Raw genomic sequence first — 24155 nt, forward strand, 5'->3', positions numbered from 1 at the left:
TTGGAGTGGAAGTATGGCGACATATGGAGCGGACAAATACTAATCGATCGAGGACTTAACCTCAAAAAGAACTTTCCCGTTCTCAGGGCTACACACTTTTCTTCTCTAGTTTTGAGAGAACAACGTTCTTTCATATTCCTTGTCTGGTGGCTATGGCGAGAAGGTCACACCCGTTCCCATCCCGAACACGGTAGTTAAGCTTCTCCGCGCCGATGGTAGTTGGGGGCTTCCCCCTGTGAGAGTAGGTCGCCGCCGGGCAAGTAAAGAATCTGGAAACGCATCCAGATTCTTTTTTTATTGTCCACTATGTTTGACAGTTCTCATTAAATGGAATAGTACAAGGGAACGCTAAAAATTCTTATTCCAGTAAAAGGTTGTGTCGTCATGCTAGAAGGAGCAGTAGGTGTAGTCATCACCATTTTTATAGTTAATATCTTGTATGTTGCCATTTCGACAGTGCGGCTTTTGTTAACGATGAAAGGTTACCGCTATTTAGCAGCTTTTGTTAGTATGCTTGAAATGATCATCTATGTGGTCGCCTTGAGTTTAGTACTTAATAATTTAAACAACATTGCCAATGTGATTGCTTATGCTGTTGGTTATGGAGTTGGCTTGTTTATCGGAATGAAGATTGAAGAGAGACTCGCTCTCGGATATATTACTGTTAATGTGATTACAAAGGAATATAACTTAGATTTACCGAATCAAATTCGCGAGAAGGGTTACGGTGTTACAAGCTGGCTTGCAAATGGGCGTGATGGTGAGCGAATGATGCTTGAAATTTTAACTCCTCGTAAGTATGAACATAAGCTTTATAAGCAAATTATTGCAATTGATGAAAAGGCATTTATTGTTTCTTCTGAACCTAAGCAAATTCATGGCGGTTTTTGGGTTAGACACGTTAGAAGACTTCAAGCTAAAAAAAATCAAAATCAAGAATGATATGATATCGAATGGACAAGAAATTTCTTATTTCTTGTCCGTTTTTTGATTAGAATCGTTCAAAATAAACTAAAAACACGAACGTTCGTGTTTTTAGTTTAATAAACGTTCGATTTTCGAATTGACATTTCTCTTCGCTATTGTTAGAATGAAAGTGTTATTGATGTTTAGTTCATGAGAAGAGGAGATGAGCAGCGCATGCCTGCTGAAATTGGAGTCATTATGGGAAGTACTTCAGATTGGAGTACGATGAAAAAGGCTTGTCTGATATTGGATGAACTAGAGATTTCCTATGAAAAAAAGATAGTTTCTGCTCACCGTACGCCTGATCTGATGTTTCAATATGCAGAGACCGCGAGAGATCGAGGGATTAAGGTGATTATTGCTGGGGCTGGAGGCGCTGCACATCTTCCAGGTATGGTTGCGGCAAAAACAACACTCCCTGTGATTGGAGTGCCTGTGCAGTCGAAAGCGCTAAATGGACTTGATTCCCTTCTTTCGATTGTTCAGATGCCTGGAGGCGTTCCAGTTGCAACTGTCGCGATTGGAGATGCAGGGGCTACGAATGCTGGACTTCTTGCAGCTCAAATCTTATCAATTTCTAATGAAACTATTACTAGCAGATTAGCGAAAAGACGTGCTACACTAGAAGAAAATGTACAGGAAAGTAGTGATAGTCTTGAGTAAAAAATATTTGCTTCCAAATAGCACGATTGGAATTATTGGTGGTGGTCAGCTGGGACGTATGATGGCACTATCCGCCAAGGCAATGGGGTATCGAATTATTGTTTTAGATCCTACTGTTGATAGTCCAGCAGGTCAGGTCAGTGATGAACAGATTATAGCTGAATATGATGACTCGGCAGCGCTTCGGGAGCTAGCTGCTCATGCAGATGTTGTGACGTATGAGTTTGAAAATGTCGATTATGATGCGCTCGCGGATATTGAGAAGTTAGTTTGGATTCCGCAAGGGACAGAGCTTCTATCGATTACCCAGGATCGCATTCTTGAAAAAGCTTATTTAGAGTCATGCAACATTAATATTGCGCCTTACGCGGTCGTAGTTGATGAAGAAGATATTCGGGAAAAAATTAAGGGGATTGGCTACCCAGCTATTTTGAAAACGGCCCGTGGTGGCTATGATGGCAAGGGTCAATTTGTTTTGCGTGAGGAAAACGATATTGAAGAAGCCTTACCACTTTTACGTTATGGGTCTTGTGTACTTGAAGCCTACATTCCGTTTGAAAAAGAAATTTCAATTGTTGTCGCTCGAAATGGGGCTGGACAGGTGGAGACATTCCCTGTGAGCGAAAATGTTCATGTGAATAATATTTTACACACATCAGTTGTACCGGCAAGAATTGACCAAGATGCAGATGAAGAAGCACATGCAATTGCTGAAAAGCTGGCCGAATTTTTACATCTTGAAGGAGTGCTAGCTGTCGAAATGTTTGTGACAAAATCTGGTGCGCTCTATGTTAATGAATTAGCACCTCGACCACATAATTCGGGGCACTATTCGATTGAAGCTTGTTCGATTTCGCAGTTTGCCCAACATATTCGTGCAATTGTCGGGCTGCCACTTTTGAAACCGGAACTTTTAAAACCTGCTGTGATGGTCAATATCTTAGGGCAGCATGTTGAAGGGGTCAATCAAAATATGGGGAATTATGCACGCTGGTTCGTTCATTATTATGGTAAAAAAGAAGTCAAACGTGATCGGAAGATGGGGCACATTACGATTCTCACAAACGATACGGAAGCCGTACTGCGTGACTTAAAGGAAACACAAATTTGGGATTAAGTGGAGGAACGAAAACGAATGATAGAACGCTATACTAGGGAAGAAATGGACAAAGTTTGGACGGAAGAAAATCGATTTAAAGCTTGGCTTGAAGTTGAAATTTTGGCTTGCGAAGCTTGGGCTGAACTTGGTGTTATTCCAAAAGAAGATGTGGCTAAAATTCGTGAACACGCAACTTTTGATGTGAAGCGGATCAAAGAAATTGAACAAGAAACTCGTCATGATGTTGTGGCTTTTACAAGGGCTGTTTCTGAATCGCTCGGTGAAGAACGAAAATGGGTACATTACGGTTTAACGTCAACAGATGTGGTGGATACGGCGAATTCTTATTTGCTCAAACAAGCCAATCATATTCTCCGTAAAGACCTAGAAGCTTTCATCCAAATTCTTGCAGAAAAAGCAAAAGAGCATAAGTATACGGTGATGATGGGACGGACACATGGCGTTCACGCTGAGCCCACTACGTTTGGCTTGAAACTGGCTCTTTGGCATGAAGAGATGAAGCGGAATTTGGAGCGGTTCGATCACGCGGCAAAAGGTGTGGAATTTGGGAAATTGTCTGGGGCTGTTGGCACATATGCGAATATTGATCCCGCAGTTGAGGAGTATGTTTGCCGGAAGTTAGGCACAACGCCTGCACCGATTTCAACGCAAACCTTGCAACGCGATCGTCACGCGGAATATGTGGCTACACTCGCACTTATTGCGACTTCAATTGAAAAATTTGCAGTGGAAGTTCGTGGCTTGCAGAAAAGTGAAGTGCGTGAAGTGGAGGAAGCTTTTGCGAAAGGGCAAAAAGGGTCTTCTGCGATGCCACATAAACGAAATCCAATTGGTTCTGAGAATGTGACAGGGCTTGCACGTGTCATTCGTGGTCACATGATAACAGCGTATGAAAATGTCTCACTATGGCACGAACGTGATATTTCTCATAGCTCGGCAGAACGAATCATTTTACCGGATGCCACGATTCTGCTAGATTACATTTTAAATCGTTTTGGTTCGATCGTTCGAAACTTAACCGTTTTCCCAGAAAATATGAAACGAAATATGAATGCAACACTTGGACTGATTTATTCGCAGCGTGTATTACTTGCTTTGATTGATAAAGGCATGGCACGTGAAGAAGCGTATGATACGGTTCAACCGAAAGCGATGGAAGCTTGGGAAACGCACACGCCGTTTAGAGAATTGGTGGAGAGCGAACCGAAAATCACATCTTTACTTTCGGAAGAAGAAATTGCCGATTGCTTCGATTATAATTATCACTTGAAAAATGTCGATATGATTTTTAACCGTTTAGGGCTTTAACAGGGCATGCCCGCAGCTTTTGCGGGCACGCTACTTTCAATAAAAAAGGAGCGTTATAGCGTGAAAGACGAGTTGATTTATGAAGGTAAGGCAAAAAAATTGTATAAAACCCCGGATGTGGGCGTTTTGCGTGTGGCGTATAAAGATGACGCGACGGCATTAAATGGCGAAAGACGAGAGATTTTTGCAGGAAAAGGAAGACGCAATAATCAAATCACTTCGCTTATTTTTCGTTATCTGAAGGCACATGGGATTAACAGTCATTTTATCGAGGAAATTTCAGAGACAGAACAGTTGGTTCAAGAAGTAGAGATTATTCCGCTTGAAGTCGTTGTTCGAAATGTTCTTGCAGGAAGTCTTGCGAAGCGGCTCGGAAGGAAAGAAGGCGAACGGATTGAAAATCCGATTGTGGAGTTCTACTACAAGGATGATGCGCTAAATGATCCATTTATCAATGACGATCATGTTTTGTTTTTAGAAGTGGCAACAAATCGGGAAGTGGAGATTTTGAAGCAAGAAGCACGCCGAATTAATGTAGTGCTAACCGAGCTTTTTGAAAAAGCGGGCGTGATCTTGGTTGATTTTAAGTTGGAATTTGGTCGGACGAAGGACGGGGAGATACTTCTTTCTGATGAAATTTCGCCTGATACTTGCAGACTTTGGGACATGGAGACGATGGAAAAGCTCGATAAGGATGTTTTTCGTCGGAATATTGGGAATTTAATCACAGTTTATGATGAAATCTTAGCTCGCCTTGAGGAGGTTACGGAAAATGTATAATGTTAAAATTTATGTGACTTTAAAGAAAAGTGTACTTGACCCGCAAGGAACGGCGGTTAAAGATGCGGCGAAAAGTATGGGATATGAGGCTGTAAACGATGTGCGGATCGGGAAATATATGGAATTAAAAGTAGAGAAAACGGAACGGGATATTCATGAATTGTTAGATGAGTTGTGCGATAAGTTGCTAACGAATCCAGTGATGGAAGATTATCGTTATGAAATCGAGGAGGCTTAAAGATGAAATTTGCGGTGATTCAATTTCCAGGTTCAAATTGTGATCTTGATATGTTGCATGCGATTCGTGATGTGCTTGAGGAAGAAGCGGAATTTGTCTGGCATGCGGAGACTTCACTGGATGGCTTTGATGCGGTGCTACTTCCCGGCGGATTTTCTTATGGGGATTATTTGCGGACTGGGGCGATTGCTAAATTTGCGAATATCATGCCAGAAGTCTTGCGATTTGCTCACGAAGGGAAACCTGTACTTGGCGTATGTAATGGCTTCCAGATTTTGACAGAAGTGGGGCTACTTCCGGGAGCGTTACTTCGCAATGATAATTTGCATTTTGTCTGCAAAACGGTGCCGCTTCGTGTGGAAAATGCGGATACAATCTTTACGAGCGGCTACGAGTTGCATCAAGAAATTGAGATTCCTGTTGCGCACGGAGAAGGCAATTATTATACGGATCCTGAGACGTACCGGGAACTGGAAGAAAATCACCAAATTGTCTTCCGCTATGCAAGTGAGAATCCAAATGGGAGCACCGGTGACATTGCTGGGATTGTAAACCGGGCGGGGAATGTTTTGGGAATGATGCCACATCCGGAGCGAGCGGTTGAGGAAATTGTCGGCGGAACGGATGGAATTAAATTGTTTCAATCGATTTTAAGTTCTTTTAAGGAGGCTTATCAAAGTGCTAGCAAATGAACCTACGGCGATTCAAATTGAAGAGGATAAGGTGTATCTTGAGATGGGGCTTACGGATAGTGAGTATGCTTTGATTGAGTCTATTCTTGGGAGAAAGCCAAATTATACGGAAACGGGCTTGTTTTCAGTGATGTGGTCGGAACATTGTAGCTATAAGAATTCGAAGCCGGTTTTAAAGAAATTTCCTACGGAAGGGAAACAAGTGCTTCAAGGTCCTGGTGAAGGAGCTGGCATCGTTGACATTGGCGATGGGCTTGGAGTGGCTTTTAAAGTGGAAAGTCATAATCATCCTTCGTATGTGGAGCCTTATCAAGGAGCTGCAACGGGTGTTGGCGGGATTATTCGTGATGTGTTCTCGATGGGAGCTCGGCCGATCGCGATGCTCAATTCGCTTCGGTTTGGTGAACTGACTAAGCCGCATACTAAATACTTGGTCAGTGAAGTGGTCGCTGGGATTGCTGGTTATGGGAACTCGATCGGGATTCCAACCGTTGGCGGCGAGGTGCAATTTGAGGGTTGCTATGAGAAGAATCCACTCGTGAATGCGATGTGTGTTGGTTTGATTCGAAAAGAAGATATTCAAAAAGGTCAGGCTGTTGGTGCTGGAAATCCAGTGATGTATGTCGGGGCGAAAACGGGTCGAGATGGGATCCATGGCGCGACGTTTGCTTCGGTTGAATTTAGTGAAGAAGGGGAGCAACAACGCTCAGCGGTTCAAGTTGGCGATCCGTTTATGGAAAAGTTATTGCTTGAAGCTTGTCTTGAAGTAATTGAACAGCATGCCGATATTTTGGTTGGGATTCAAGATATGGGGGCAGCTGGACTTGTTAGCTCGAGTTCTGAGATGGCGTCGAAAGCAGGAGCCGGGCTTGAACTGGTGATGGATGATGTCCCGCAGCGAGAAACGGGGATGTCGGCTTATGAAATGTTGCTTTCTGAATCGCAAGAACGGATGCTCCTTTGCGTGAAAAAAGGGCACGAAGCAGAAATTCAAGCTTTATTTGAGCGTTATGGCTTGCATGCTGTCACGATTGGGCATGTGACGGATGATAAGATGTATAAAATTATTCACCACGGGGAAGTAGTAGCAAATGTGCCAGTCGATGCGCTAGCAGAGGATGCGCCGGTTTATCACAAGCCATCTAAGGAACCCGCTCGCTTCAAGGCCTTTCAAAATGAAAAGCCGTTTGAGCCACGCAACTTAGACCACGGCGCTGTGTTTGAAAAACTCCTTGCTTCTCCAACGGTTGCTAGTAAACGGCATATTTACGAACAATTTGACTATCAAGTGCGGACGAGTACGGCTGTTGCGCCGGGATCTGATGCGGCGGTGATTCGTGTTCGGGGAACGGATAAAGCGATTGCGATGACAACGGACTGCAATTCGCGTTACTTGTATCTGGATCCAGAAATGGGAGGAGCGATTGCTGTTGCGGAGGCCGCTCGAAATATTGTGGCTAGTGGAGCTAAACCGCTTGCGATTACGGACGGACTTAATTTTGGGAATCCGGAAAAGCCTGAGATTTTTTGGGAAATTGAAAAGGCGGCGGACGGAATTAGTGAAGCTTGCCGCAAACTGGATACGCCAGTGATTTCTGGGAATGTATCGCTTTATAATGAAACGGATGGAACGGGCATTTATCCAACACCTGTGATTGGGATGGTTGGCCTAGTTGAACAAACGAAAGATATTACAACGCAACACTTTAAAGAGGCAAATGATCTCATATTCCTCATTGGCGAAACGAAAGCCGAATTTAACGGGTCGGAGTTGCAAAAACTTTTAGAAGGAAAAATAACTGGACGTGCGCCTGAACTGGATCTTCAAATCGAACAAAAAACACAGGCGGCGCTTCTTGCGGCAATTCAAGCAGGAACCGTTAGAAGCGCACATGATCTTGCGGAAGGCGGCTTAGCTGTTGCACTTGCGGAAGCAGCTTTTGCTGGTGAATTTGGAGCTGAAGTGAAACTGCCATTTTCACTCACAGAAATGTTTAGTGAGTCGCAGTCACGCTTCCTTGTTTCGGTAAAGCCGGAAAATCGTGCCCAGTTCACGCAGTATTTTGAAGGACTCACAGCTTACGAAATTGGAAAGGTAACGGAAAATGGCCGCTTAGTTATTCAAAGTGGAGATGATGTGCTAGAAAAAGAAACCGTAGCACTTCGGGCCATTTGGGAAGGAGCACTTTCATGCTTGCTGAAATAAAAGGTTTAAATGAAGAATGCGGGATTTTTGGTGTTTGGAACCACGCGCAGGCGGCAGAAGTCACTTATTACGGGTTACACAGCTTGCAACACCGCGGGCAAGAAGGTGCGGGAATTGTTTCGACAGATGGAAAAGTGTTACGCGGACACCGCAACCTAGGTTTATTAGCAGATGTTTTTAAGCACGGGGAACTGGAAGACTTAACGGGAAGTGGCGCGATTGGCCATGTGCGTTATGCGACTGCTGGCGGAAAAAGTCTTGGAAATGTTCAGCCGTTTTTGTTCCACTTTCAGGATTCGTCGCTTGCTCTTGCGCATAATGGGAATTTGATCAATGCGAAGACGCTTCGTAAGGAATTAGAAAGCGAAGGGGCAATTTTTCAAACGAGTTCAGATACGGAAGTGTTGGCGCATCTCATGAAGCGCAGCCGGACAGGGGATTTTATTCAGGATTTAAAAGAAGCACTTCGAAAAGTGCAAGGCGGCTTTGCCTACATGCTACTTACGGAACATGCGATGATTGCAGCGCTTGATCCGAATGGTTTTCGGCCGCTTTCGATTGGGCGAATTGGAGATAGTTATGTGATTGCTTCTGAAACGTGTGCCTTCGATACGGTTGGGGCGGAATTTGTTCGGGATGTGGAACCGGGTGAGCTGATTATCGTGGATGATGATGGCTTGCATATTGATTCGTTTACGAAGGAAGTTAAGCATTCGATTTGTAGTATGGAATACATTTATTTTGCTCGTCCGGATTCTAATATTGCGGGAATTAATGTGCATTCGGCACGGAAGCGAAGCGGGAAACAGCTTGCGAAAGAGGCCTTTGTGGATGCGGATGTGGTGACGGGAGTTCCGGATTCAAGTATTTCTGCTGCGATTGGCTATGCGGAAGAAGCGGGGCTGCCTTATGAGCTTGGATTGATCAAAAATCGCTATGTGGCACGGACGTTTATTCAACCTTCGCAGGAGTTGCGCGAGCAGGGGGTTCGGATGAAACTTTCGGCGGTTCGTGGGGTCGTTGAAGGGAAGCGGGTCGTGATGATTGATGATTCGATTGTTCGCGGGACGACGAGTAAGCGAATTGTGGGCTTGCTCCGGGAAGCTGGGGCGCTTGAAGTGCATGTTCGGATTGCTTCGCCACCGCTTGCGTTCCCTTGCTTTTATGGGATTGATATTCAAACACGGAATGAACTGATTGCGGCGAATTATAATGTGGATGAGATTTGTCAGATCATCGGCGCGGATTCGCTTTGCTATTTGAGTGAAGAAGGGCTCGTTAATGCGATCGGGCGACCTTATCCGGATGAGCCTTATGGCGGGCTTTGTATGGCGTATTTTAATGGCGACTATCCAACGCCACTTTATGATTATGAAGCGGAATATTTGGCAAGTCTTGAAGCGCAAAAAAACGGAATTTAAAAGGAGGAAACACTGTGGCGGAAAATGCGTATAGTAAAGCAGGCGTGGATGTAGAAGCTGGCTATGAGGTTGTTCGGCGGATTGAAAAGCATGTTGAACAAACGAAGCGACGTGGTGTGATGGGCGCACTAGGGGCGTTTGGCGGGATGTTCGATCTTAGTTTGCTTGCCCTCAAGGAACCCGTTCTTGTTTCTGGTACGGACGGAGTTGGAACGAAGCTCTTGCTTGCGATTGAGGCGGATAAGCATGACACGATCGGGATTGATTGTGTGGCGATGTGTGTCAACGATATTTTGGCGCAAGGTGCGGAACCTCTGTTTTTCTTGGACTATATTGCGGCGGGGAAAACGTCGCCGCTTAAGATGGAGCAAATCGTGAAGGGCGTTGCGGCAGGGTGTACGGAAGCGGGCTGTGCACTTGTTGGCGGAGAAACGGCGGAGATGCCTGATATGTATGCCCCGAAGGAATATGATTTGGCTGGTTTTACGGTCGGAGCTTGTGAGAAGGAGCGTTTGATTGCTAAAGGTGCGGTGAAAGCGGGCGATGTATTGATCGGTCTTGCTTCAAGTGGGATACATAGCAATGGCTACTCGCTTGTGCGGAAACTTTATTTTAAGGATCACGATTTTTCTCTTGATACGTTTGTCGAAGCTTTTGGCAGGAAACTCGGGGAGGAGCTTCTCGAACCGACGAGGATTTATGTAAAGCCGGTGCTTGAAGTCTTGAAGCGCTATTCAGTGCACGGGATTTCGCATATCACGGGCGGAGGCTTTGTTGAGAATTTGCCAAGGATGCTAGATGCGGATTTGGCGGCGCAAGTGGAGCTTGGCAGTTGGCCTGTTTTACCGATTTTTAAACATATGCAAGGCTTAGGAGATTTGGATGAGCTTGAGATGTTTGAGATTTTTAATATGGGGATTGGGCTTGTGTTAGCGGTTCCTGCGGAGGTTCAGGATGCGGTTTTGGCTGAACTTGGGGAATCAGCTTACCGGATTGGTTCTGTTGTGAAGCGTGAAATGGATGCGGTTCAGTTTGTTTCGGGTGAAGGGAAATGAGGATTGCGATTTTTGCTTCGGGAAGTGGTTCGAATTTTGAAGCTTTGATGCGTGATGATGTGATCCGGCCTGAGGTCAAGCTACTTGTATGCGATAAGCCGGGAGCTAAGGTGCTCGAACGGGCAGATCAATTTGAATTGCCTTCTTTTGTTTTTTCGGCAAGCGACTTTTTGAACAAAGCTTCTTGCGAAAAAAAGATTTTAGAAGAGCTTCGCGCGCGTGAGGTGGATTTTATTGTTTTGGCGGGGTATATGCGGCTTCTTGGGGAGACGCTCCTTGAGGCTTTCCCGAACCGAATTATCAATCTACATCCGTCACTTTTGCCGCTTTTTCCTGGGAAAGATGCGATTGGTCAGGCACTTTCTGCTCGGGAGAAGGTAACGGGGGTGACGGCGCATTTTGTAGATGCGGGGATGGATACGGGCACTGTGATTGCTCAGGAAAGGGTTGAAATTCTGCCTGAGGAGAACAAGGCGCAGCTTGAAGAGCGGATTCATCAGGTCGAACATCGTTTTTATCCAGCGGTTGTGAAAAAAATGATGCAAAAGGAGTCGGAGAAAAGAAATGAAAAGAGCATTGATTAGTGTGTCAGATAAGACGGGGATTGTGGATTTTACGCGGGAACTTATTTCGCTTGGGTATGAAATCATTTCAACTGGCGGAACGAAAAAGGCTTTGCTTGATGCGGGACTACCTGTTACGGGAATTGAAGAGGTGACAGAGTTTCCTGAGATGCTAGATGGGCGCGTGAAGACGCTTCATCCGGTGATTCACGGTGGGCTGCTATTTCGGCGGGATCTTCCGGAACACGGGAAACAAATTGAAGCGCACGGGATTCAGCCGATTGATTTGGTTTGTGTGAATTTATATCCATTTCAGGAAACGATCGCTAAAACGGGTGTAACACTTGATGAGGCGATTGAAAATATTGATATTGGCGGGCCTTCGATGCTTCGTTCGGCAGCGAAAAACTATGCGGCGGTTACCGTGCTTGTGAATGCGGCGGACTACGCGGCGGTGCTTGCGGAGTTACGCGAAGCAGGTGACACGAAGCGAGGAACGCGAGAAAAGCTTGCTGCGAAAGTTTTTCGACACACGGCTGCTTATGATGCTCTGATTGCGGGCTATTTGACGGAGCTTTCAGGGAAAGCGTTCCCTGAAAAGTTGACGCTTACTTATAATTTGCAAAGTGAAATGCGCTACGGGGAGAATCCACATCAGCAAGCGGCTTTTTATGCGGAACCTCTTGCGGATGCAGCGAGCCTTGCAAAGGCGAAGCAACTCCATGGTAAGGCGCTTTCTTATAACAATATTCGAGATGCGGATGCGGCGCTTAAGATTGTTGCTGAGTTTGAGCAACCGGCGGCTGTAGCGGTGAAGCATATGAATCCCTGTGGTGTTGGAACGGGGAACTCTATCGAGGAGGCTTTTCAAAAAGCTTTTGAAGCAGATGAGACCTCTATTTTTGGCGGGATTATCGCTTTAAATCGAGAAGTGAACCGGGAAGCGGCTCTTAAAATGAGTGAAATTTTTCTTGAAATTGTAATTGCTCCAAGTTTTTCCAAGGAAGCTTTGGAGATTTTAACAAGAAAGAAAAATATTCGGTTGCTGGAACTTGAAATTTCAAGCGGCGCGCGTTATTATGACGTGACGACTGTTCGAGGCGGACTACTTGTGCAAGACAGTGATACGCTTCTTGAAGATAGTGAAAGTTATGAAGTGATGACGGAGCGCAAGCCAACGGATGAAGAACTTGAAGCACTTTTGTTTCAGTGGAAAATTGTGAAGCATGTAAAATCGAATGCGATTGTAGTGGGAAATGCAAAGATGACGCTTGGAATCGGAGCGGGACAAATGAACCGAATCGGGGCGGCAGAGATTGCCTTTCATCAAGCTGGTGAAAAAGCGGCTGGTGCGGTTCTTGCGAGTGATGCATTTTTCCCTATGGATGATACGGTAGAAGCAGCGGCGAAAGCTGGAATTCGAGCGATTATTCAGCCGGGCGGTTCGATTAAAGACCAAGCTTCGATTGATATGGCCAACAAATATGGTCTTGCGATGATAAAAACGAATGTACGGCATTTTAAACACTAAGAAAGGTGTGTCAAAAATGAAAGTCTTGGTTATTGGAGGCGGCGGTCGGGAACATGCGGTTGCTAAAAAGTTGTTAGAATCTGATCAGGTGGAGACGGTTTTTTGTGCACCGGGAAATGCGGGAATGGAAGCAGATGGCATTCAGTGCGTGAAAGTTCCGGAAACGGATTCGGAAAATTTGATCGCTTTTGCGAAAGTAGAACACGTTGACTTTTCTATTGTGGGTCCAGAAGTCCCGCTTCTTTTAGGCGTTGTGGATGATTTCGAGGCGGCTGGATTACAAGCTTTTGGTCCGAGAAAAAAAGCGGCTTTGATTGAAGGAAGTAAGGATTTTGCGAAATCGTTTATGAAAAAATATCAGATTCAAACAGCGACTTCTAAGACTTTTACGGAGTATGACGCGGCAAAAGCATACTTGGACGTGCAAGGAGCACCGATTGTTATTAAAGCGGACGGACTTGCTGCTGGAAAAGGGGTCGCAGTCGCGATGACGCTTGAAGAAGCTACGCTTGCGCTCAAGGAAATGATGCTTGAAGATAAGTTTGGTTCGGCAGCGGAAAAAGTTATTTTGGAGGAATTCTTGGAAGGAGAAGAATTTTCGTTGATGGCTTTTGTGAACGGAGAAGAAGTTTATCCGATGGAAATCGCTCAAGATCACAAGCGTGCTTATGATGGAGATAAGGGGCCAAATACGGGTGGCATGGGTGCTTATTCGCCAGTCCCGCAGATTTCTGAAAAGCTCGTGCAAGAAGCGATTGATGCGATTTTAAAACCAGCTGCACGGGGGCTTGTAGCAGAAGGTCGTGCTTTTCGTGGCGTGCTTTATGCTGGACTGATTGCAACGAGTTCGGGGCCGAAAGTGATTGAATTTAATGCACGTTTCGGAGATCCAGAAACACAAGTGGTATTGCCGCGCCTTGAAAGTGACTTTGCGGAAGTGATTCAAAAGCTGTTAAATGATGAAAAGCCAGATGTTCGCTTTAAAACGTCTGGGGTTACGCTTGGAATTGTTCTCGCTAGTGCGGGCTATCCCGATCATTACGAGACGGGGCATGAACTTACTGGGCTGGAGGATTTAACGGAAACTGTTCATGTTTATCATGCGGGGACGAAGTGGCAAGAGGGAACGCTTGCTTCTGCTGGTGGAAGAATTCTCTTGCTTGAAACGGAAGCAGAATCGATGCAAGAAGCAAGGCTTATGTTGTATGAGGAAATGAAAAAATTGGATAATCCGAACTTCTTTTACCGAATTGACATTGGTTCAAAGGCGGAGTAAGATGAAAAGAGAGATTTAGCAGTTTGGCTGGGTCTCTTTTTTTCGAAACAATTGTTTTTTACACGTTGGTACGTTAAAATATGAAAGTATAGAGTATAAACACTAAAAACGGAGGTTTTCGTATGCAAATAGAGAAAATTCGAGGGGAAGGTCTGGATGCCTTTTTTCAAGGGGTTTTAAAGCTTGAAACGCTTGAAGAGTGTTATGCCTTTTTTGATGATGTTTGTACGGTTAATGAAATTCAGTCCATGGCGCAACGTTTTCAGGTAGCGAAGATGCTTTCGGAAGGAAAGACGTACAATGTGATTGAAGCGGAAACGGGAGCAAGTACGGCGACGATTTCTCGTGTGAAGCGTTCACTGAATTATGGGAATGACATGTACGGCAAAGTTTTTGAACGCATGAAACAAGACGGGAAGTAGCGGGGAGGCTTTTTTTGGAACAGAAACCATTTCGAGGCTTACGAATCTTGATTGCTGCTTTTTTGGGTGCTGCTGCTCTTTTTATGATCGGAAATATGGTGATTATGCGCGAGCCGCTCACCTTTAGCGTACTATGGCACTGGGTGTTCATTATTGGCTTTTTGGCGATTTCTTTTATCAATTTACGCGCAAAAAGTTTTGTCGGGACATCCATTGGTCTTTCGGGATTTGCGATTTGTCTTACAAGTTTAGTTGTGATGGCACTTTGAATTTAAAAAAGGTTCTGAAACGAGTTTCGTTTCAGAACCTTTTTGGGTTATTTGAGGATTCCGATTGCGTATAAGAAGACAAATATGATGCCGATTGGGGCAATGAATTTGATTAGGAACAACCAAATGATAAAGATTTTGTAGCTGATTTTGCTTCCGGCTTGGAACTCTTCGAGAAGTACTTTGCGCGGCATTCTGAAGCCAACGAAAATCGAGATGAGTAGTGCTCCGATTGGAAGCAGAAGGTTGGAAACAAGATAGTCGGCAAGGTCAAAAAAGCTTAGCCCGAAAATGTGGATATTAGCGAATACGCCAAAACTAAGGGCTGACGGGATGGCAAGGAGCATAATGACAAGGCCTGTCAAGGTGCTCGCTTTCTTGCGGGACGTTCCTTGTGCCATAAGTGGTGCAACGATTACTTCAAGTAGTGAAAAGCTTGATGTGAGTGCTGCGAACAGAAACAAAATCAAAAAGATGATGAAGAAAAAAGTTCCGAACGGCAGTTGACTGAAAATCGAGGGAAGAATCACAAACAAAAGTCCGGGACCAGCATCTGGTTTGATATCGAGTGCAAAGGTTGCTGGAAAAATGGCTAGTCCTGCTAGAAGCGAGACGCCAAGATTCATTAAGGCAACGGATGCGGCTGATTGCGGCAAACTGACGGATCGGCTTAGGTAAGAACTATAGGTTACCATAACGGATAAGCCAACGCTCAAAGAGAAGAAAGCTTGTCCAAGCGCGATCAAGACGGTGCGACCGGTGATAGCGCCAAAATCAGGTTTTAAGAAAAATTCGACCCCTGCCATGGCTCCGTCAAGTGTCAGCGAGCGAATGATCAAAACAACAAATAAAATGAATAAAGCAGGCATCATGAATTTATTCATTTTTTCGATGCCCGAGACAACCCCTCGACGAATAACAATAACATTGAGGGCAATAAAAGCGAACGTTGCAAGAATCGAAATATAAGGGTTTGCAGTCGTTTTTCCAAATTCTTCAAGTAATTCGGGTTGTGTAAGGCCGCTTAGTGAAAGCGAAAATGCTTTGATTAGATAGGTAATGATCCAGCCTCCGACAACACTATAAAAAGAAAATAGGATACTTGCACCAACTACGCCCATTTTTCCGAGCCAGTTCCATTTAGTTCCAGGTGCTAGTTTTTTGTAGGCTGTGATTGCATCCGCTTTCGAGCTTCGCCCGATAATGAATTCCGAAATTAGCACGGGTAAAACGATAAACACCGTTAGTAGAAGGAAGAGGATAAAAAAGGATCCTCCTCCTGCTGTAGCAGCTACGTAAGGAAGTTTCCAGATCGCTCCAATCCCTATCGCCGAGCCGGCAGAAGCTAATATAAATCCGAGTTTGGAACCCCATGTTTCCCTTTTTTCCACATTATTCCTCCTTTATCTAGTTAAAGTACTTTCTATAATATCAAAAAATGAAAACTTAGAAAAGGTATTTTTTAAAAATTTTTAAAAAAAGTACAAAAAAAGTTAAATTGTTTCTGGAAAGGATGAAGATAGTTGGAACTAATGCTATAATAAATTATTGATGACTAAAAGCTGAAGGAGACGTTCCTGAATGAGACATTTTTTTAAAATTGATCCTGCGAAGGTTCTTTCAGATCCAGAGGTCGAGGCTTTGCTAAATAGCGATACGGATGGGTTCATTATTGGTGGAACGGATCATGTGACGGCTGAAAATGCGGCTTTTTGTTATGAACGTTTTATGGGAACGGATAAGGCGCTTTTTTTGGAGTTGAGTCATGCTCAGATGGTGCTTCCGTTTGCGGATCAGTTTTTGGTTCCGCTGGTTTTAAATTCTCCGGATAGCAACTTTATCGTGGGTCAGTTTAGTGAGGCACTCAAACGGTTTTCTCCGCATGTACCGTTTAAGCAGATTCAGCCTGTTGGGTATATGGTTTTAAACGGCGAGGCGAAGGTGGCTCAGTTGACTAAGGCGAACGCAGCGCTTTCGAAGGAAGATGTGGCGGCGTATGCCGAACTCGCGGAGCGCTTCTTGCAATTACCGGTGTTTTATTTGGAGTATAGCGGGAAACTTGGCGATGCTTCGCTTGTCAGGTACGTGAAGGAGAAGCTTCAGGAAACGGAACTCTGGTATGGCGGCGGAATTCGTTCGGTTCGTGATGCGCGTTTTATGGCGGAATTTGCGGATGTAATCGTAGTGGGAAATTTAATTTATGAAAATTTTAGTGAGGCTTTGAAAACGGCAGAAATCACTAGGTAAATGAATCGAAATATGATAAAATAAAGAACAAATGTTTGTATGGTGGTGGAGAAGATGCAATTAGAAAGTGAGCAGTTAGTGGCGGGTTTGAATCCGGAACAAAAAAGAGCGGTTGAAACGACGGAAGGTCCGCTTTTGATTATGGCGGGAGCCGGAAGTGGGAAGACACGGGTTTTGACGCACCGGATTGCTTATTTGATTAAGGAAAGAGGCGTGAATCCGTATAATATTTTGGCGATTACGTTTACGAATAAGGCGGCGCGGGAAATGAAAGCAAGGATTGTTGGCTTGCTTGGCGGCGTTGCGGAATCGATTTGGATTTCGACGTTTCACTCGATGTGCGTGCGGATTTTGCGGCGAGATATCGACCGGATTGGTTATGAACGAAACTTTACGATTTTGGATAGCGGCGATCAGCTTTCGGTGATTAAAGGTATTTTGAAGGATAAGAATATTGATGCGAAAAAGTTTGAGCCGCGTGGCATTCTAGCTTCGATCAGTAATGCCAAAAATGAACTGATGACGGCAAAAGAGTACAAGAAAGAAGCGAGCAGCTATTATGACAATATGGTGGCTGAGGTTTATGAGGCTTATGAAAAGAAACTGAAGAAAAATCAAGCGCTTGATTTTGATGACTTGATCATGGTGACGATTCAGCTCTTTGAACGGGTACCGGAAGTGCTTGATTATTATGGACGTAAGTTTCAGTATATTCATGTGGATGAGTACCAAGATACGAACCATGCGCAATATTTGCTTGTGAAGATGCTTGCTGAGCGGCTTCAAAATATTTGTGTGGTGGGGGATTCGGATCAGTCGATTTATGGTTGGCGAGGTGCGGACATTTCGAATATTCTTTCGTTTGAAAAGGATTATCCGGATGCGAAAACGATTTTACTGGAGGAAAATTATCGTTCGACACAGCGGATTTTAGAAGCGGCTAACCGTGTGATTGAAAATAATGGAAACCGGAAACCTAAAAAATTGTGGACGAAAAATCAAGAAGGTAAGAAGATCTTTTACCACAAGGCGCTAACGGAAAAAGAAGAGGCTTCGTATGTCGTTAGTAAGATTCAAGAAGAAGTGCAAAATGAGTCTAGACCGCTTTCTGATTTTGCGGTGCTTTACCGGACCAATGCGCAGTCGCGGGTGATGGAAGAATTTTTCATGAAATCAAGCATGGCGTATACGATGGTTGGCGGAACAAAGTTCTATGACCGAAAAGAAATCAAGGATATTTTAGCATATTTGCGTTTGATTTCGAATAATGATGATGACATTAGTTTGACACGAATTGTTAATGTGCCGAAACGTGGTGTCGGCGCTGGATCACTTGATAAGATTGCACAAACCGCTGCGGCTTATGATTTAACTTATTTTGAAGTGCTCGAACGAATTGAACTTGCAGGGCTTTCTGCTAAAATCAGTAAACAATTAGTCGAATTTTATGATCTTGTCAAAGGATTTACGAAAATGCAAGATTATTTATCGGTGACGGAACTCGTTGAAGAGGTGCTCGAAAAAACTGGCTACCGGACGATGCTTAAAAATGAACGAACGATTGAAGCACAAACGCGGCTTGAAAATATTGATGAGTTTATGTCGGTCACGCAAAACTTTGAAAAGGAAAGTGAAGATAAATCATTGATCGCCTTTTTAACGGACTTGGCACTTGTAGCAGATGTCGATCAGCTTGATAATGCGGAAGATGAAAATAGCGGTGCGGTAACGCTGATGACGCTTCACTCGGCGAAAGGTCTAGAGTTTCCAGTTGTCTTTTTAGTCGGGATGGAAGAGGGGATATTCCCTCATTCTCGTGCGCTGTTTGAAGAAGACGAAATGGAAGAGGAAAGACGGCTGGCTTATGTGGGAATCACGCGTGCCGAAGAAGAGTTATATTTGACGAGCGCATATTCGCGGATGCTTTTTGGACGAAGCACGGCCAATGCGGAGTCGTGCTTTATCGGGGAAATCCCGCAAGATTTGCTTGAAATGGGTCATGAAAATAAATTAAAAGAAATGCCATTTAAACGAACACCTGAGAGACGGACAACTTCTGTTTATAAGAGCTCTGGTGCGGCTAACCTTGGCTGGAATGTTGGGGATAAAGCGAAGCACAAGAAGTGGGGAACAGGAACGGTTGTTAGCGTGAAAGGCGAGGGAAGTAATATGGAGTTAGATATTGCTTTTGAAAGTCCAGTTGGTATTAAACGGCTGCTTGCAGAATTTGCGCCAATTGAAAAAGTCTAGTAAGAAATGGGTGGACCTTGAAAATGGATGAAAAAAAACGCTATGAAGATATCATTCGTGTTTTGGATGAATATAGCTATGAGTATTATGTAATGGATAATCCTACGGTTGAGGATGCAGAATATGATAAGTTAATGCAGGAACTATTGCAGCTTGAAGCAAAGCACCCAGGTTGGGTCACGAGCGATTCGCCTTCTCAGCGTGTTGGTGGCGAAGTTTTGGAAGGCTTTGAAAAAGTAGAACACAAAATTCCTATGCTAAGCTTGGCGAATGCGTTTAACGAACAAGATTTGCTTGATTTTGACCGGCGGGTTCGTGAAAAAGTAGGAGAAAATCGGGAATATATGTGTGAGCTTAAAATTGATGGGCTCGCGGTTTCTCTTGAATATGAAAATGGGCGTTACAAGCGTGGTGCGACGCGTGGCGATGGTTCTGTTGGGGAAGATATTACGGCCAACTTGCGCACGATTCGCTCGATTCCGATGAAGCTTAAGGAGCCTTTTTCCATCGAAGTGCGCGGCGAAGCATATATGCCGAAGCGTTCTTTTGTGAAGTTAAATGAAAAGCGAGAAGAAGACGGGCTTCCAGAATTTGCCAATCCGCGGAATGCAGCTGCTGGATCGCTTAGACAACTGGATACTAAAATTGCGGCTTCGAGAAATTTGGATATTTTTCTTTATGCGGTAGCTGATTTTGGTGAGATGGGTGTCTTGCGTCATAGTGATGGGCTGGACAAATTGGGTGAGCTGGGACTTAGAACGAACAAGGAACGCCGAGTTTGCAAAACGATGGATGAAGTTTTTGCTTATATTGAGGAATGGACGCAAAAACGGGAGTCACTTGATTATGATATTGACGGTATTGTTATCAAACTAAATGACCTCGCTCAACAGGAAGAGATGGGAGCGCGCATCAAGACGCCGCGCTGGTCGATCGCTTATAAGTTTCCTGCAGAAGAAGCGGAAACGAAACTCGAAAAGATTGAGTTAAACGTTGGACGAACGGGAGTGGTTACGCCAACTGCTGTTTTAGATCCAGTGCAGCTTGCGGGAACAACGGTTAGTCGAGCTTCGCTTCATAACGAGGATTTGATTCATGAAAAAGATATTCGCGTGGGCGATACGGTCGTTGTGAAAAAAGCGGGCGACATCATCCCAGAAGTTATTCGAAGTATTCCAGAAAAACGAACGGGAAATGAAGTCACTTTCCATATGCCTGAAACTTGTCCCGCTTGTCAGAGTGAACTGGTGCGCTTAGAGGAAGAAGTAGCTCTGCGTTGTATTAATCCAAAGTGTCCTGCTCAAATTAAAGAGGGATTGATTCACTTTGTTTCGCGGAATGCGATGAATATTGATGGACTCGGCGAAAAGGTTGTCGTGCAGCTGTTTTCTCATCAGTTGATTCACGATGTTGCAGATTTATATTTCCTATCGAAAGAAAAACTGTTAGAATTAGAACGAATGGGAGAAAAATCCGTTTCGAATTTGCTTCAATCGATTGAAAATAGTAAATCGAATTCGCTGGAAAGACTGTTGTTTGGGCTTGGGATTCGTCATGTGGGTGAAAAAGCTGCTCGAACGCTTGCATTAAAGTTTGAAACGATGGACGCGCTTCGTGTGGCGGATAAAGAAACGCTTACGGAAACGGCAGATATCGGTGAAAAGATGGCAGATAGCCTTGTGACTTATTTTGAAAATGAAGAAGTCCATGCCCTGCTTTCTGAACTTGAACGAGCTGGCGTCAATATGACTTATACGGGACCAAGGCGAGAGGATATTCCAGAAGAAGATTTAGTATTCGCTGGGAAAACGGTTGTTTTAACTGGGAAATTGGAACAGATGACGCGAAATGATGCGAAGGCGCTAATTGAAAAACTAGGCGGCAATGTTTCAGGAAGTGTCAGCAAGAAAACAGATGTTGTTGTTGCAGGTAGTGATGCAGGTTCGAAGCTTACAAAAGCAGAGGAACTCGGCATTCCTGTCTGGTCGGAACTTGACCTTATGGAATACTTACCGGATGAGGGTGAAATTTAATCAATGAAAAAACTTTTAATAGTCATCGCAAGTTTACTGCTTGTTTTGGCAGGATGTGCGCCGAAGCTTTCTTCTGATGAAGAGGTTGTACAAAAAGGCGAAAAGAAAAAAAGCGAAACTGGTATTATGACCAAAAATCAGATTTCGTCTAATTATTACAAGACGGTGTTACCTTATAAAGCAAGTAAGTCCCGTGGTCTTGTCGTTTCGAATATTTATTCGCGTTATGACATCAATCAATTGGAAACGGGCTTGATGCGGGTTTCACAAGAAGAGTATTCCCCGGATGAATATCTTTTCCAAGAAGGGCAATATCTCGATAAAGAAACGCTTACTTCTTGGCTTGGTCGAAAAAGTGACAAAAATAAAGAAGGATTGAACCCTGTCGATAATGGCTTTGGGGATGATCGAAATCCGATTTATTTAGCGCATATTTTAGAACAAGATTATTTGAAACAAACGGATAAGGATAGTGTATCGCTTGGTGGGGTTTCGATCGCGCTTGCAATGAACTCAGTTGATTACTACCAAAAAGAAAAATATGGCGATACTTTTGAGCAAGGGATTAGTGATTCTACACTGCTTGAGCAAGGGAAAACGATGGCACAGGCTGTTTTAGAACGAATTCGTAAAACAAAAGGACTTGAAAATGTTCCGGTTACGATTGCGATTTATAAGCAAGGGAAGCGTGATGCTGTAGCACCAGGCAATTATATGGCTTATGCAACGGCTGATGGCGCAAGCTTGTCGAATTTTAAAACGATCAAAGAAAAGAATTATGTCTTGCCTTCAACAGAGGCAAACAGTGATCATAAATCGGATAATGATAATTTCCTAAACTTCAAAGCTGACATCGAATCTTATTATCCAAACTTCACTGGTGTTGTTGGGCGTGCTCGCTATGAAAATGGTGAAATGGCTGAACTGGATATTGATATTCCGCTGCAATTCTACGGACAAGCTGAAATTATTGGCTTCACGCAATATATTACAGACCTTGTTGGTAAGCATTTACCTGGCGGTGCAGATATTCAAATCAATATCTCAACAACAGATGGCCCAGCAGCTCTTATTACAAGAAGTCCAAGTGATAAAGCAGCGACTGCACATATTTATGATTAATGGAATTAAAACTGGTTAGCGGAGCGCTAACCAGTTTTTGTTTGTGAAGATTTACAGTGCCTTCTAGGCGTATTTATAGCAAGAGGAAATAATTTTAGTGTAATGCTTTCTTTTGTTTCTTGCCGTTTTTCGTATCGCAAGTGGGAGTAAGTTGTGATATAATTTTAGCATTGATGGAAAAACTGGAAAAGGAGGATGGCATCTTGACGAATATTTCTGAAGACACGGTTTTGAAGGTCGCAAATTTGGCGAAACTTGAAGTTTCTAATGAGGAAGCGGGGACTTTTGCCACGCAGCTTGATAAAATCATTGAAATGGTTGAAAAACTAAATGAACTCGATACGCAAAACGTGGAACCAACTTCACATGCGATTGAAGTCTCGAATGTGTTGCGCGAAGATGTAGCGAAACCAGGATTGAAACGTGAAAAGGTTCTACGCAATGCTCCTGATACGCAAGACGGTATGTTTAAGGTACCGACTATTATTGAAGAATAAATTAATGAATGGATTCATTTAGGAGGGAATTTATTTTGGGATACTTTGATCATTCAGTGAAAAACTTACACGACTTGCTCGTGAAAAAAGAAATTTCCCCATTTGATCTGGTGAAAGAATCTTTTGATCGAATTGAAGCTGTCGAAGATAAAGTCGGCGCTTTTATTACTTTAAATAAAGAAACAGCTTTTGATGTCGCAGAGGAAATGACTGATGCTGGAATTGATCCGAACAATATGCTCGCTGGTCTTCCGATCGGGATTAAAGATAACATTGTGACGAACAATTTGCGCACAACGGCTGCAAGTAAAATTTTATATAATTTTGATCCGATTTATGATGCGACAGTTATGCATAAATTGAAAGCGGCTCAAGTGATTAATATTGGGAAACTGAATATGGATGAATTCGCGATGGGGTCATCGACGGAAACCTCTTATTTCCATAAAACTTATAATCCGTGGGATCTTTCGAAAGTTCCCGGCGGCTCATCTGGTGGTAGCGCGGCTGCGGTTGCGGCTTCTGAAGTGTTATTCTCACTTGGATCGGATACGGGTGGCTCGATTCGTCAACCGGCTGCTTTTTGTGGGGTCGTAGGAATGAAGCCTACATATGGACGTGTTTCACGTTTTGGCTTGATTGCGTTCGCTTCTTCGCTTGACCAAATTGGTCCGATTACGCGTACTGTTGAAGACAATGCTTATTTATTACAAGCGATTTCTGGCGTAGATGAAAATGATTCGACTTCGATTGATAAACCAGTTGAAGACTTTTCGAAGTATTTGACGGGTGATGTGAAAGGACTTAGAATCGGTGTACCAAAAGAGTATCTTGGCGATGGCGTTCAAGAAGGCGTAAAAAAAGCGGTGCTTGAAGCGCTTGAAACGTTTAAAAAATTGGGTGCGACTGTGGAAGAAGTTTCTTTACCACACTCTGAATATGGCGTTGCAAGTTACTACATTCTTGCATCCAGTGAAGCTTCCTCAAACCTTTCTCGCTTTGATGGTGTTCGTTATGGGTACCGTTCTGAAAAAGCAGAAACACTTGATGAGCTTTATAAATTGACAAGATCCGAAGGCTTTGGCGATGAAGTGAAACGTCGGATTATGCTTGGGACTTACTCGCTAAGTTCGGGTTACTACGATGCTTATTACAAGAAAGCGCAGCAAGTTCGGACGCTAATTAAACAAGATTTTGAGAAGGTGTTCGCGGACTTTGATGTGATTATCGGGCCAAGTACGCCAACAACGGCATTTAATATTGATGGGATGATTCACGACCCGATCACGATGTATCAAAATGACTTATTGACGATTCCAATCAATTTGGCTGGCTTGCCAGCTATCTCTGTTCCATGCGGATTTAGCGAAGGTCTTCCTGTCGGCTTACAAATTATCGGTAATCACTTTGAGGAAGGTCGTATCTACAACGCGGCACACGCTTTTGAACAAGAAACGACTTTCCATAACGAAAAACCATCATTATAAAGGAGCGGT

Annotated in this window: 22 protein-coding genes and 1 rRNA gene; 22 read left to right on the forward strand and 1 reads right to left on the reverse strand. The window is 43.9% G+C overall.

The window, feature by feature from the left end; genetic code table 11:
• Nucleotides 1-142 precede the first annotated feature (142 nt).
• From rrf to HCK02_RS07730, 16 genes are all read left to right on the forward strand, one after another.
• Nucleotides 143-258, forward strand: a 5S ribosomal RNA gene (gene rrf / locus HCK02_RS07655).
• A gap of 126 nt (nucleotides 259-384) precedes the next feature.
• Nucleotides 385-942, forward strand: a complete 558-nt coding sequence (locus tag HCK02_RS07660) for a DUF2179 domain-containing protein (RefSeq protein ID WP_115754083.1) — start codon at nucleotides 385-387, stop codon at nucleotides 940-942.
• A gap of 198 nt (nucleotides 943-1140) precedes the next feature.
• Complete coding sequence (purE, locus tag HCK02_RS07665; protein WP_167629547.1) at nucleotides 1141-1629, forward strand: 5-(carboxyamino)imidazole ribonucleotide mutase; 489 nt, start codon at nucleotides 1141-1143, stop codon at nucleotides 1627-1629.
• Nucleotides 1622-2746: a 5-(carboxyamino)imidazole ribonucleotide synthase gene (gene purK / locus HCK02_RS07670; RefSeq protein WP_167629548.1), complete on the forward strand. Its 1125-nt coding sequence runs from the start codon at nucleotides 1622-1624 to the stop codon at nucleotides 2744-2746. Before purE ends, purK begins: the two co-directional genes overlap by 8 nt.
• Before the next feature lie 18 nt (nucleotides 2747-2764).
• Nucleotides 2765-4057 (forward strand): adenylosuccinate lyase, encoded by a 1293-nt coding sequence (purB, locus tag HCK02_RS07675; RefSeq protein WP_167629549.1) that lies wholly within the window; start codon nucleotides 2765-2767, stop codon nucleotides 4055-4057.
• 60 nt (nucleotides 4058-4117) lie between these two features.
• Nucleotides 4118-4837: a phosphoribosylaminoimidazolesuccinocarboxamide synthase gene (gene purC / locus HCK02_RS07680; RefSeq protein WP_246215552.1), complete on the forward strand. Its 720-nt coding sequence runs from the start codon at nucleotides 4118-4120 to the stop codon at nucleotides 4835-4837.
• Nucleotides 4830-5075, forward strand: coding sequence for a phosphoribosylformylglycinamidine synthase subunit PurS (gene purS, locus HCK02_RS07685; protein ID WP_167629551.1), 246 nt, complete (start codon nucleotides 4830-4832; stop codon nucleotides 5073-5075). The genes purC and purS overlap by 8 nt, the downstream gene beginning before the upstream one ends.
• 2 nt (nucleotides 5076-5077) lie before the next feature.
• Nucleotides 5078-5767: a phosphoribosylformylglycinamidine synthase subunit PurQ gene (gene purQ / locus HCK02_RS07690; protein ID WP_167629552.1), complete on the forward strand. Its 690-nt coding sequence runs from the start codon at nucleotides 5078-5080 to the stop codon at nucleotides 5765-5767.
• A 43-nt stretch (nucleotides 5768-5810) separates the two neighbouring features.
• Nucleotides 5811-7973, forward strand: a complete 2163-nt coding sequence (gene purL / locus HCK02_RS07695; protein WP_246215554.1) for a phosphoribosylformylglycinamidine synthase subunit PurL — start codon at nucleotides 5811-5813, stop codon at nucleotides 7971-7973.
• The gene (gene purF / locus HCK02_RS07700; protein ID WP_167629554.1) at nucleotides 7958-9394 is read left to right on the forward strand and encodes an amidophosphoribosyltransferase; all 1437 of its coding nucleotides are present in this window, start codon (nucleotides 7958-7960) and stop codon (nucleotides 9392-9394) included. The genes purL and purF overlap by 16 nt, the downstream gene beginning before the upstream one ends.
• 14 nt (nucleotides 9395-9408) lie before the next feature.
• Nucleotides 9409-10449, forward strand: a complete 1041-nt coding sequence (gene purM, locus HCK02_RS07705) for a phosphoribosylformylglycinamidine cyclo-ligase (protein ID WP_167629555.1) — start codon at nucleotides 9409-9411, stop codon at nucleotides 10447-10449.
• Nucleotides 10446-11033, forward strand: coding sequence for a phosphoribosylglycinamide formyltransferase (purN, locus tag HCK02_RS07710; protein WP_167629556.1), 588 nt, complete (start codon nucleotides 10446-10448; stop codon nucleotides 11031-11033). The genes purM and purN overlap by 4 nt, the downstream gene beginning before the upstream one ends.
• A complete protein-coding gene (purH, locus tag HCK02_RS07715) occupies nucleotides 11014-12543 on the forward strand; it encodes a bifunctional phosphoribosylaminoimidazolecarboxamide formyltransferase/IMP cyclohydrolase (RefSeq protein WP_167629557.1) in 1530 nt (509 codons plus the stop codon). Before purN ends, purH begins: the two co-directional genes overlap by 20 nt.
• Before the next feature lie 16 nt (nucleotides 12544-12559).
• Nucleotides 12560-13819, forward strand: a complete 1260-nt coding sequence (gene purD / locus HCK02_RS07720; RefSeq protein WP_167629558.1) for a phosphoribosylamine--glycine ligase — start codon at nucleotides 12560-12562, stop codon at nucleotides 13817-13819.
• A gap of 122 nt (nucleotides 13820-13941) precedes the next feature.
• Nucleotides 13942-14241 (forward strand): YerC/YecD family TrpR-related protein, encoded by a 300-nt coding sequence (locus tag HCK02_RS07725; RefSeq protein ID WP_167629559.1) that lies wholly within the window; start codon nucleotides 13942-13944, stop codon nucleotides 14239-14241.
• Between the two features lie 14 nt (nucleotides 14242-14255).
• The gene (locus HCK02_RS07730) at nucleotides 14256-14510 is read left to right on the forward strand and encodes a hypothetical protein (RefSeq protein ID WP_167629546.1); all 255 of its coding nucleotides are present in this window, start codon (nucleotides 14256-14258) and stop codon (nucleotides 14508-14510) included.
• Nucleotides 14511-14557: 47 nt separating this feature from the next.
• Here the strand turns inward: HCK02_RS07730 and HCK02_RS07735 are convergent, their stop codons facing one another.
• Nucleotides 14558-15901 carry a sodium-dependent transporter gene (locus tag HCK02_RS07735; RefSeq protein ID WP_167629560.1) on the reverse strand — a complete coding sequence of 448 codons (1344 nt, stop codon included), beginning with the start codon at nucleotides 15899-15901 and terminating at the stop codon, nucleotides 14558-14560.
• 190 nt (nucleotides 15902-16091) lie between these two features.
• Here HCK02_RS07735 and HCK02_RS07740 point away from each other — a divergent pair, with 190 nt between their 5' ends.
• From HCK02_RS07740 to gatA, 6 genes are all read left to right on the forward strand, one after another.
• Nucleotides 16092-16757: a geranylgeranylglyceryl/heptaprenylglyceryl phosphate synthase gene (locus tag HCK02_RS07740; RefSeq protein ID WP_167629561.1), complete on the forward strand. Its 666-nt coding sequence runs from the start codon at nucleotides 16092-16094 to the stop codon at nucleotides 16755-16757.
• 54 nt (nucleotides 16758-16811) lie between these two features.
• The gene (gene pcrA / locus HCK02_RS07745; protein WP_167629562.1) at nucleotides 16812-19007 is read left to right on the forward strand and encodes a DNA helicase PcrA; all 2196 of its coding nucleotides are present in this window, start codon (nucleotides 16812-16814) and stop codon (nucleotides 19005-19007) included.
• Nucleotides 19008-19030: 23 nt separating this feature from the next.
• Nucleotides 19031-21040: an NAD-dependent DNA ligase LigA gene (gene ligA, locus HCK02_RS07750; protein ID WP_167629563.1), complete on the forward strand. Its 2010-nt coding sequence runs from the start codon at nucleotides 19031-19033 to the stop codon at nucleotides 21038-21040.
• Between the two features lie 3 nt (nucleotides 21041-21043).
• A complete protein-coding gene (locus HCK02_RS07755) occupies nucleotides 21044-22162 on the forward strand; it encodes a CamS family sex pheromone protein (RefSeq protein WP_167629564.1) in 1119 nt (372 codons plus the stop codon).
• A 203-nt stretch (nucleotides 22163-22365) separates the two neighbouring features.
• Entirely contained in the window at nucleotides 22366-22659 is a 294-nt protein-coding gene (gene gatC, locus HCK02_RS07760) for an Asp-tRNA(Asn)/Glu-tRNA(Gln) amidotransferase subunit GatC (protein WP_167629565.1), read from the forward strand.
• A gap of 35 nt (nucleotides 22660-22694) precedes the next feature.
• Nucleotides 22695-24146, forward strand: coding sequence for an Asp-tRNA(Asn)/Glu-tRNA(Gln) amidotransferase subunit GatA (gene gatA / locus HCK02_RS07765; RefSeq protein ID WP_167629566.1), 1452 nt, complete (start codon nucleotides 22695-22697; stop codon nucleotides 24144-24146).
• Nucleotides 24147-24155: the final 9 nt, after the last annotated feature.

The sequence above is a fragment of the Listeria valentina genome (assembly GCF_011800755.1).
Taxonomy (GTDB): Bacteria; Bacillota; Bacilli; order Lactobacillales; family Listeriaceae; genus Listeria; species Listeria valentina.

Coding starts and splice junctions, on each gene's coding strand:
- HCK02_RS07740 (WP_167629561.1), top strand. CDS start 16,092: ATGAGACATTTTTTTAAAATTGATCCTGCGAAGGTTCTTTCAGATCCA.
- purF (WP_167629554.1), top strand. CDS start 7,958: ATGCTTGCTGAAATAAAAGGTTTAAATGAAGAATGCGGGATTTTTGGT.
- purD (WP_167629558.1), top strand. CDS start 12,560: ATGAAAGTCTTGGTTATTGGAGGCGGCGGTCGGGAACATGCGGTTGCT.
- purE (WP_167629547.1), top strand. CDS start 1,141: ATGCCTGCTGAAATTGGAGTCATTATGGGAAGTACTTCAGATTGGAGT.
- purB (WP_167629549.1), top strand. CDS start 2,765: ATGATAGAACGCTATACTAGGGAAGAAATGGACAAAGTTTGGACGGAA.
- HCK02_RS07725 (WP_167629559.1), top strand. CDS start 13,942: ATGCAAATAGAGAAAATTCGAGGGGAAGGTCTGGATGCCTTTTTTCAA.
- purH (WP_167629557.1), top strand. CDS start 11,014: ATGAAAAGAGCATTGATTAGTGTGTCAGATAAGACGGGGATTGTGGAT.
- purQ (WP_167629552.1), top strand. CDS start 5,078: ATGAAATTTGCGGTGATTCAATTTCCAGGTTCAAATTGTGATCTTGAT.
- HCK02_RS07755 (WP_167629564.1), top strand. CDS start 21,044: ATGAAAAAACTTTTAATAGTCATCGCAAGTTTACTGCTTGTTTTGGCA.
- purL (WP_246215554.1), top strand. CDS start 5,811: ATGGGGCTTACGGATAGTGAGTATGCTTTGATTGAGTCTATTCTTGGG.
- purN (WP_167629556.1), top strand. CDS start 10,446: ATGAGGATTGCGATTTTTGCTTCGGGAAGTGGTTCGAATTTTGAAGCT.
- purS (WP_167629551.1), top strand. CDS start 4,830: ATGTATAATGTTAAAATTTATGTGACTTTAAAGAAAAGTGTACTTGAC.
- HCK02_RS07660 (WP_115754083.1), top strand. CDS start 385: ATGCTAGAAGGAGCAGTAGGTGTAGTCATCACCATTTTTATAGTTAAT.
- ligA (WP_167629563.1), top strand. CDS start 19,031: ATGGATGAAAAAAAACGCTATGAAGATATCATTCGTGTTTTGGATGAA.
- pcrA (WP_167629562.1), top strand. CDS start 16,812: ATGCAATTAGAAAGTGAGCAGTTAGTGGCGGGTTTGAATCCGGAACAA.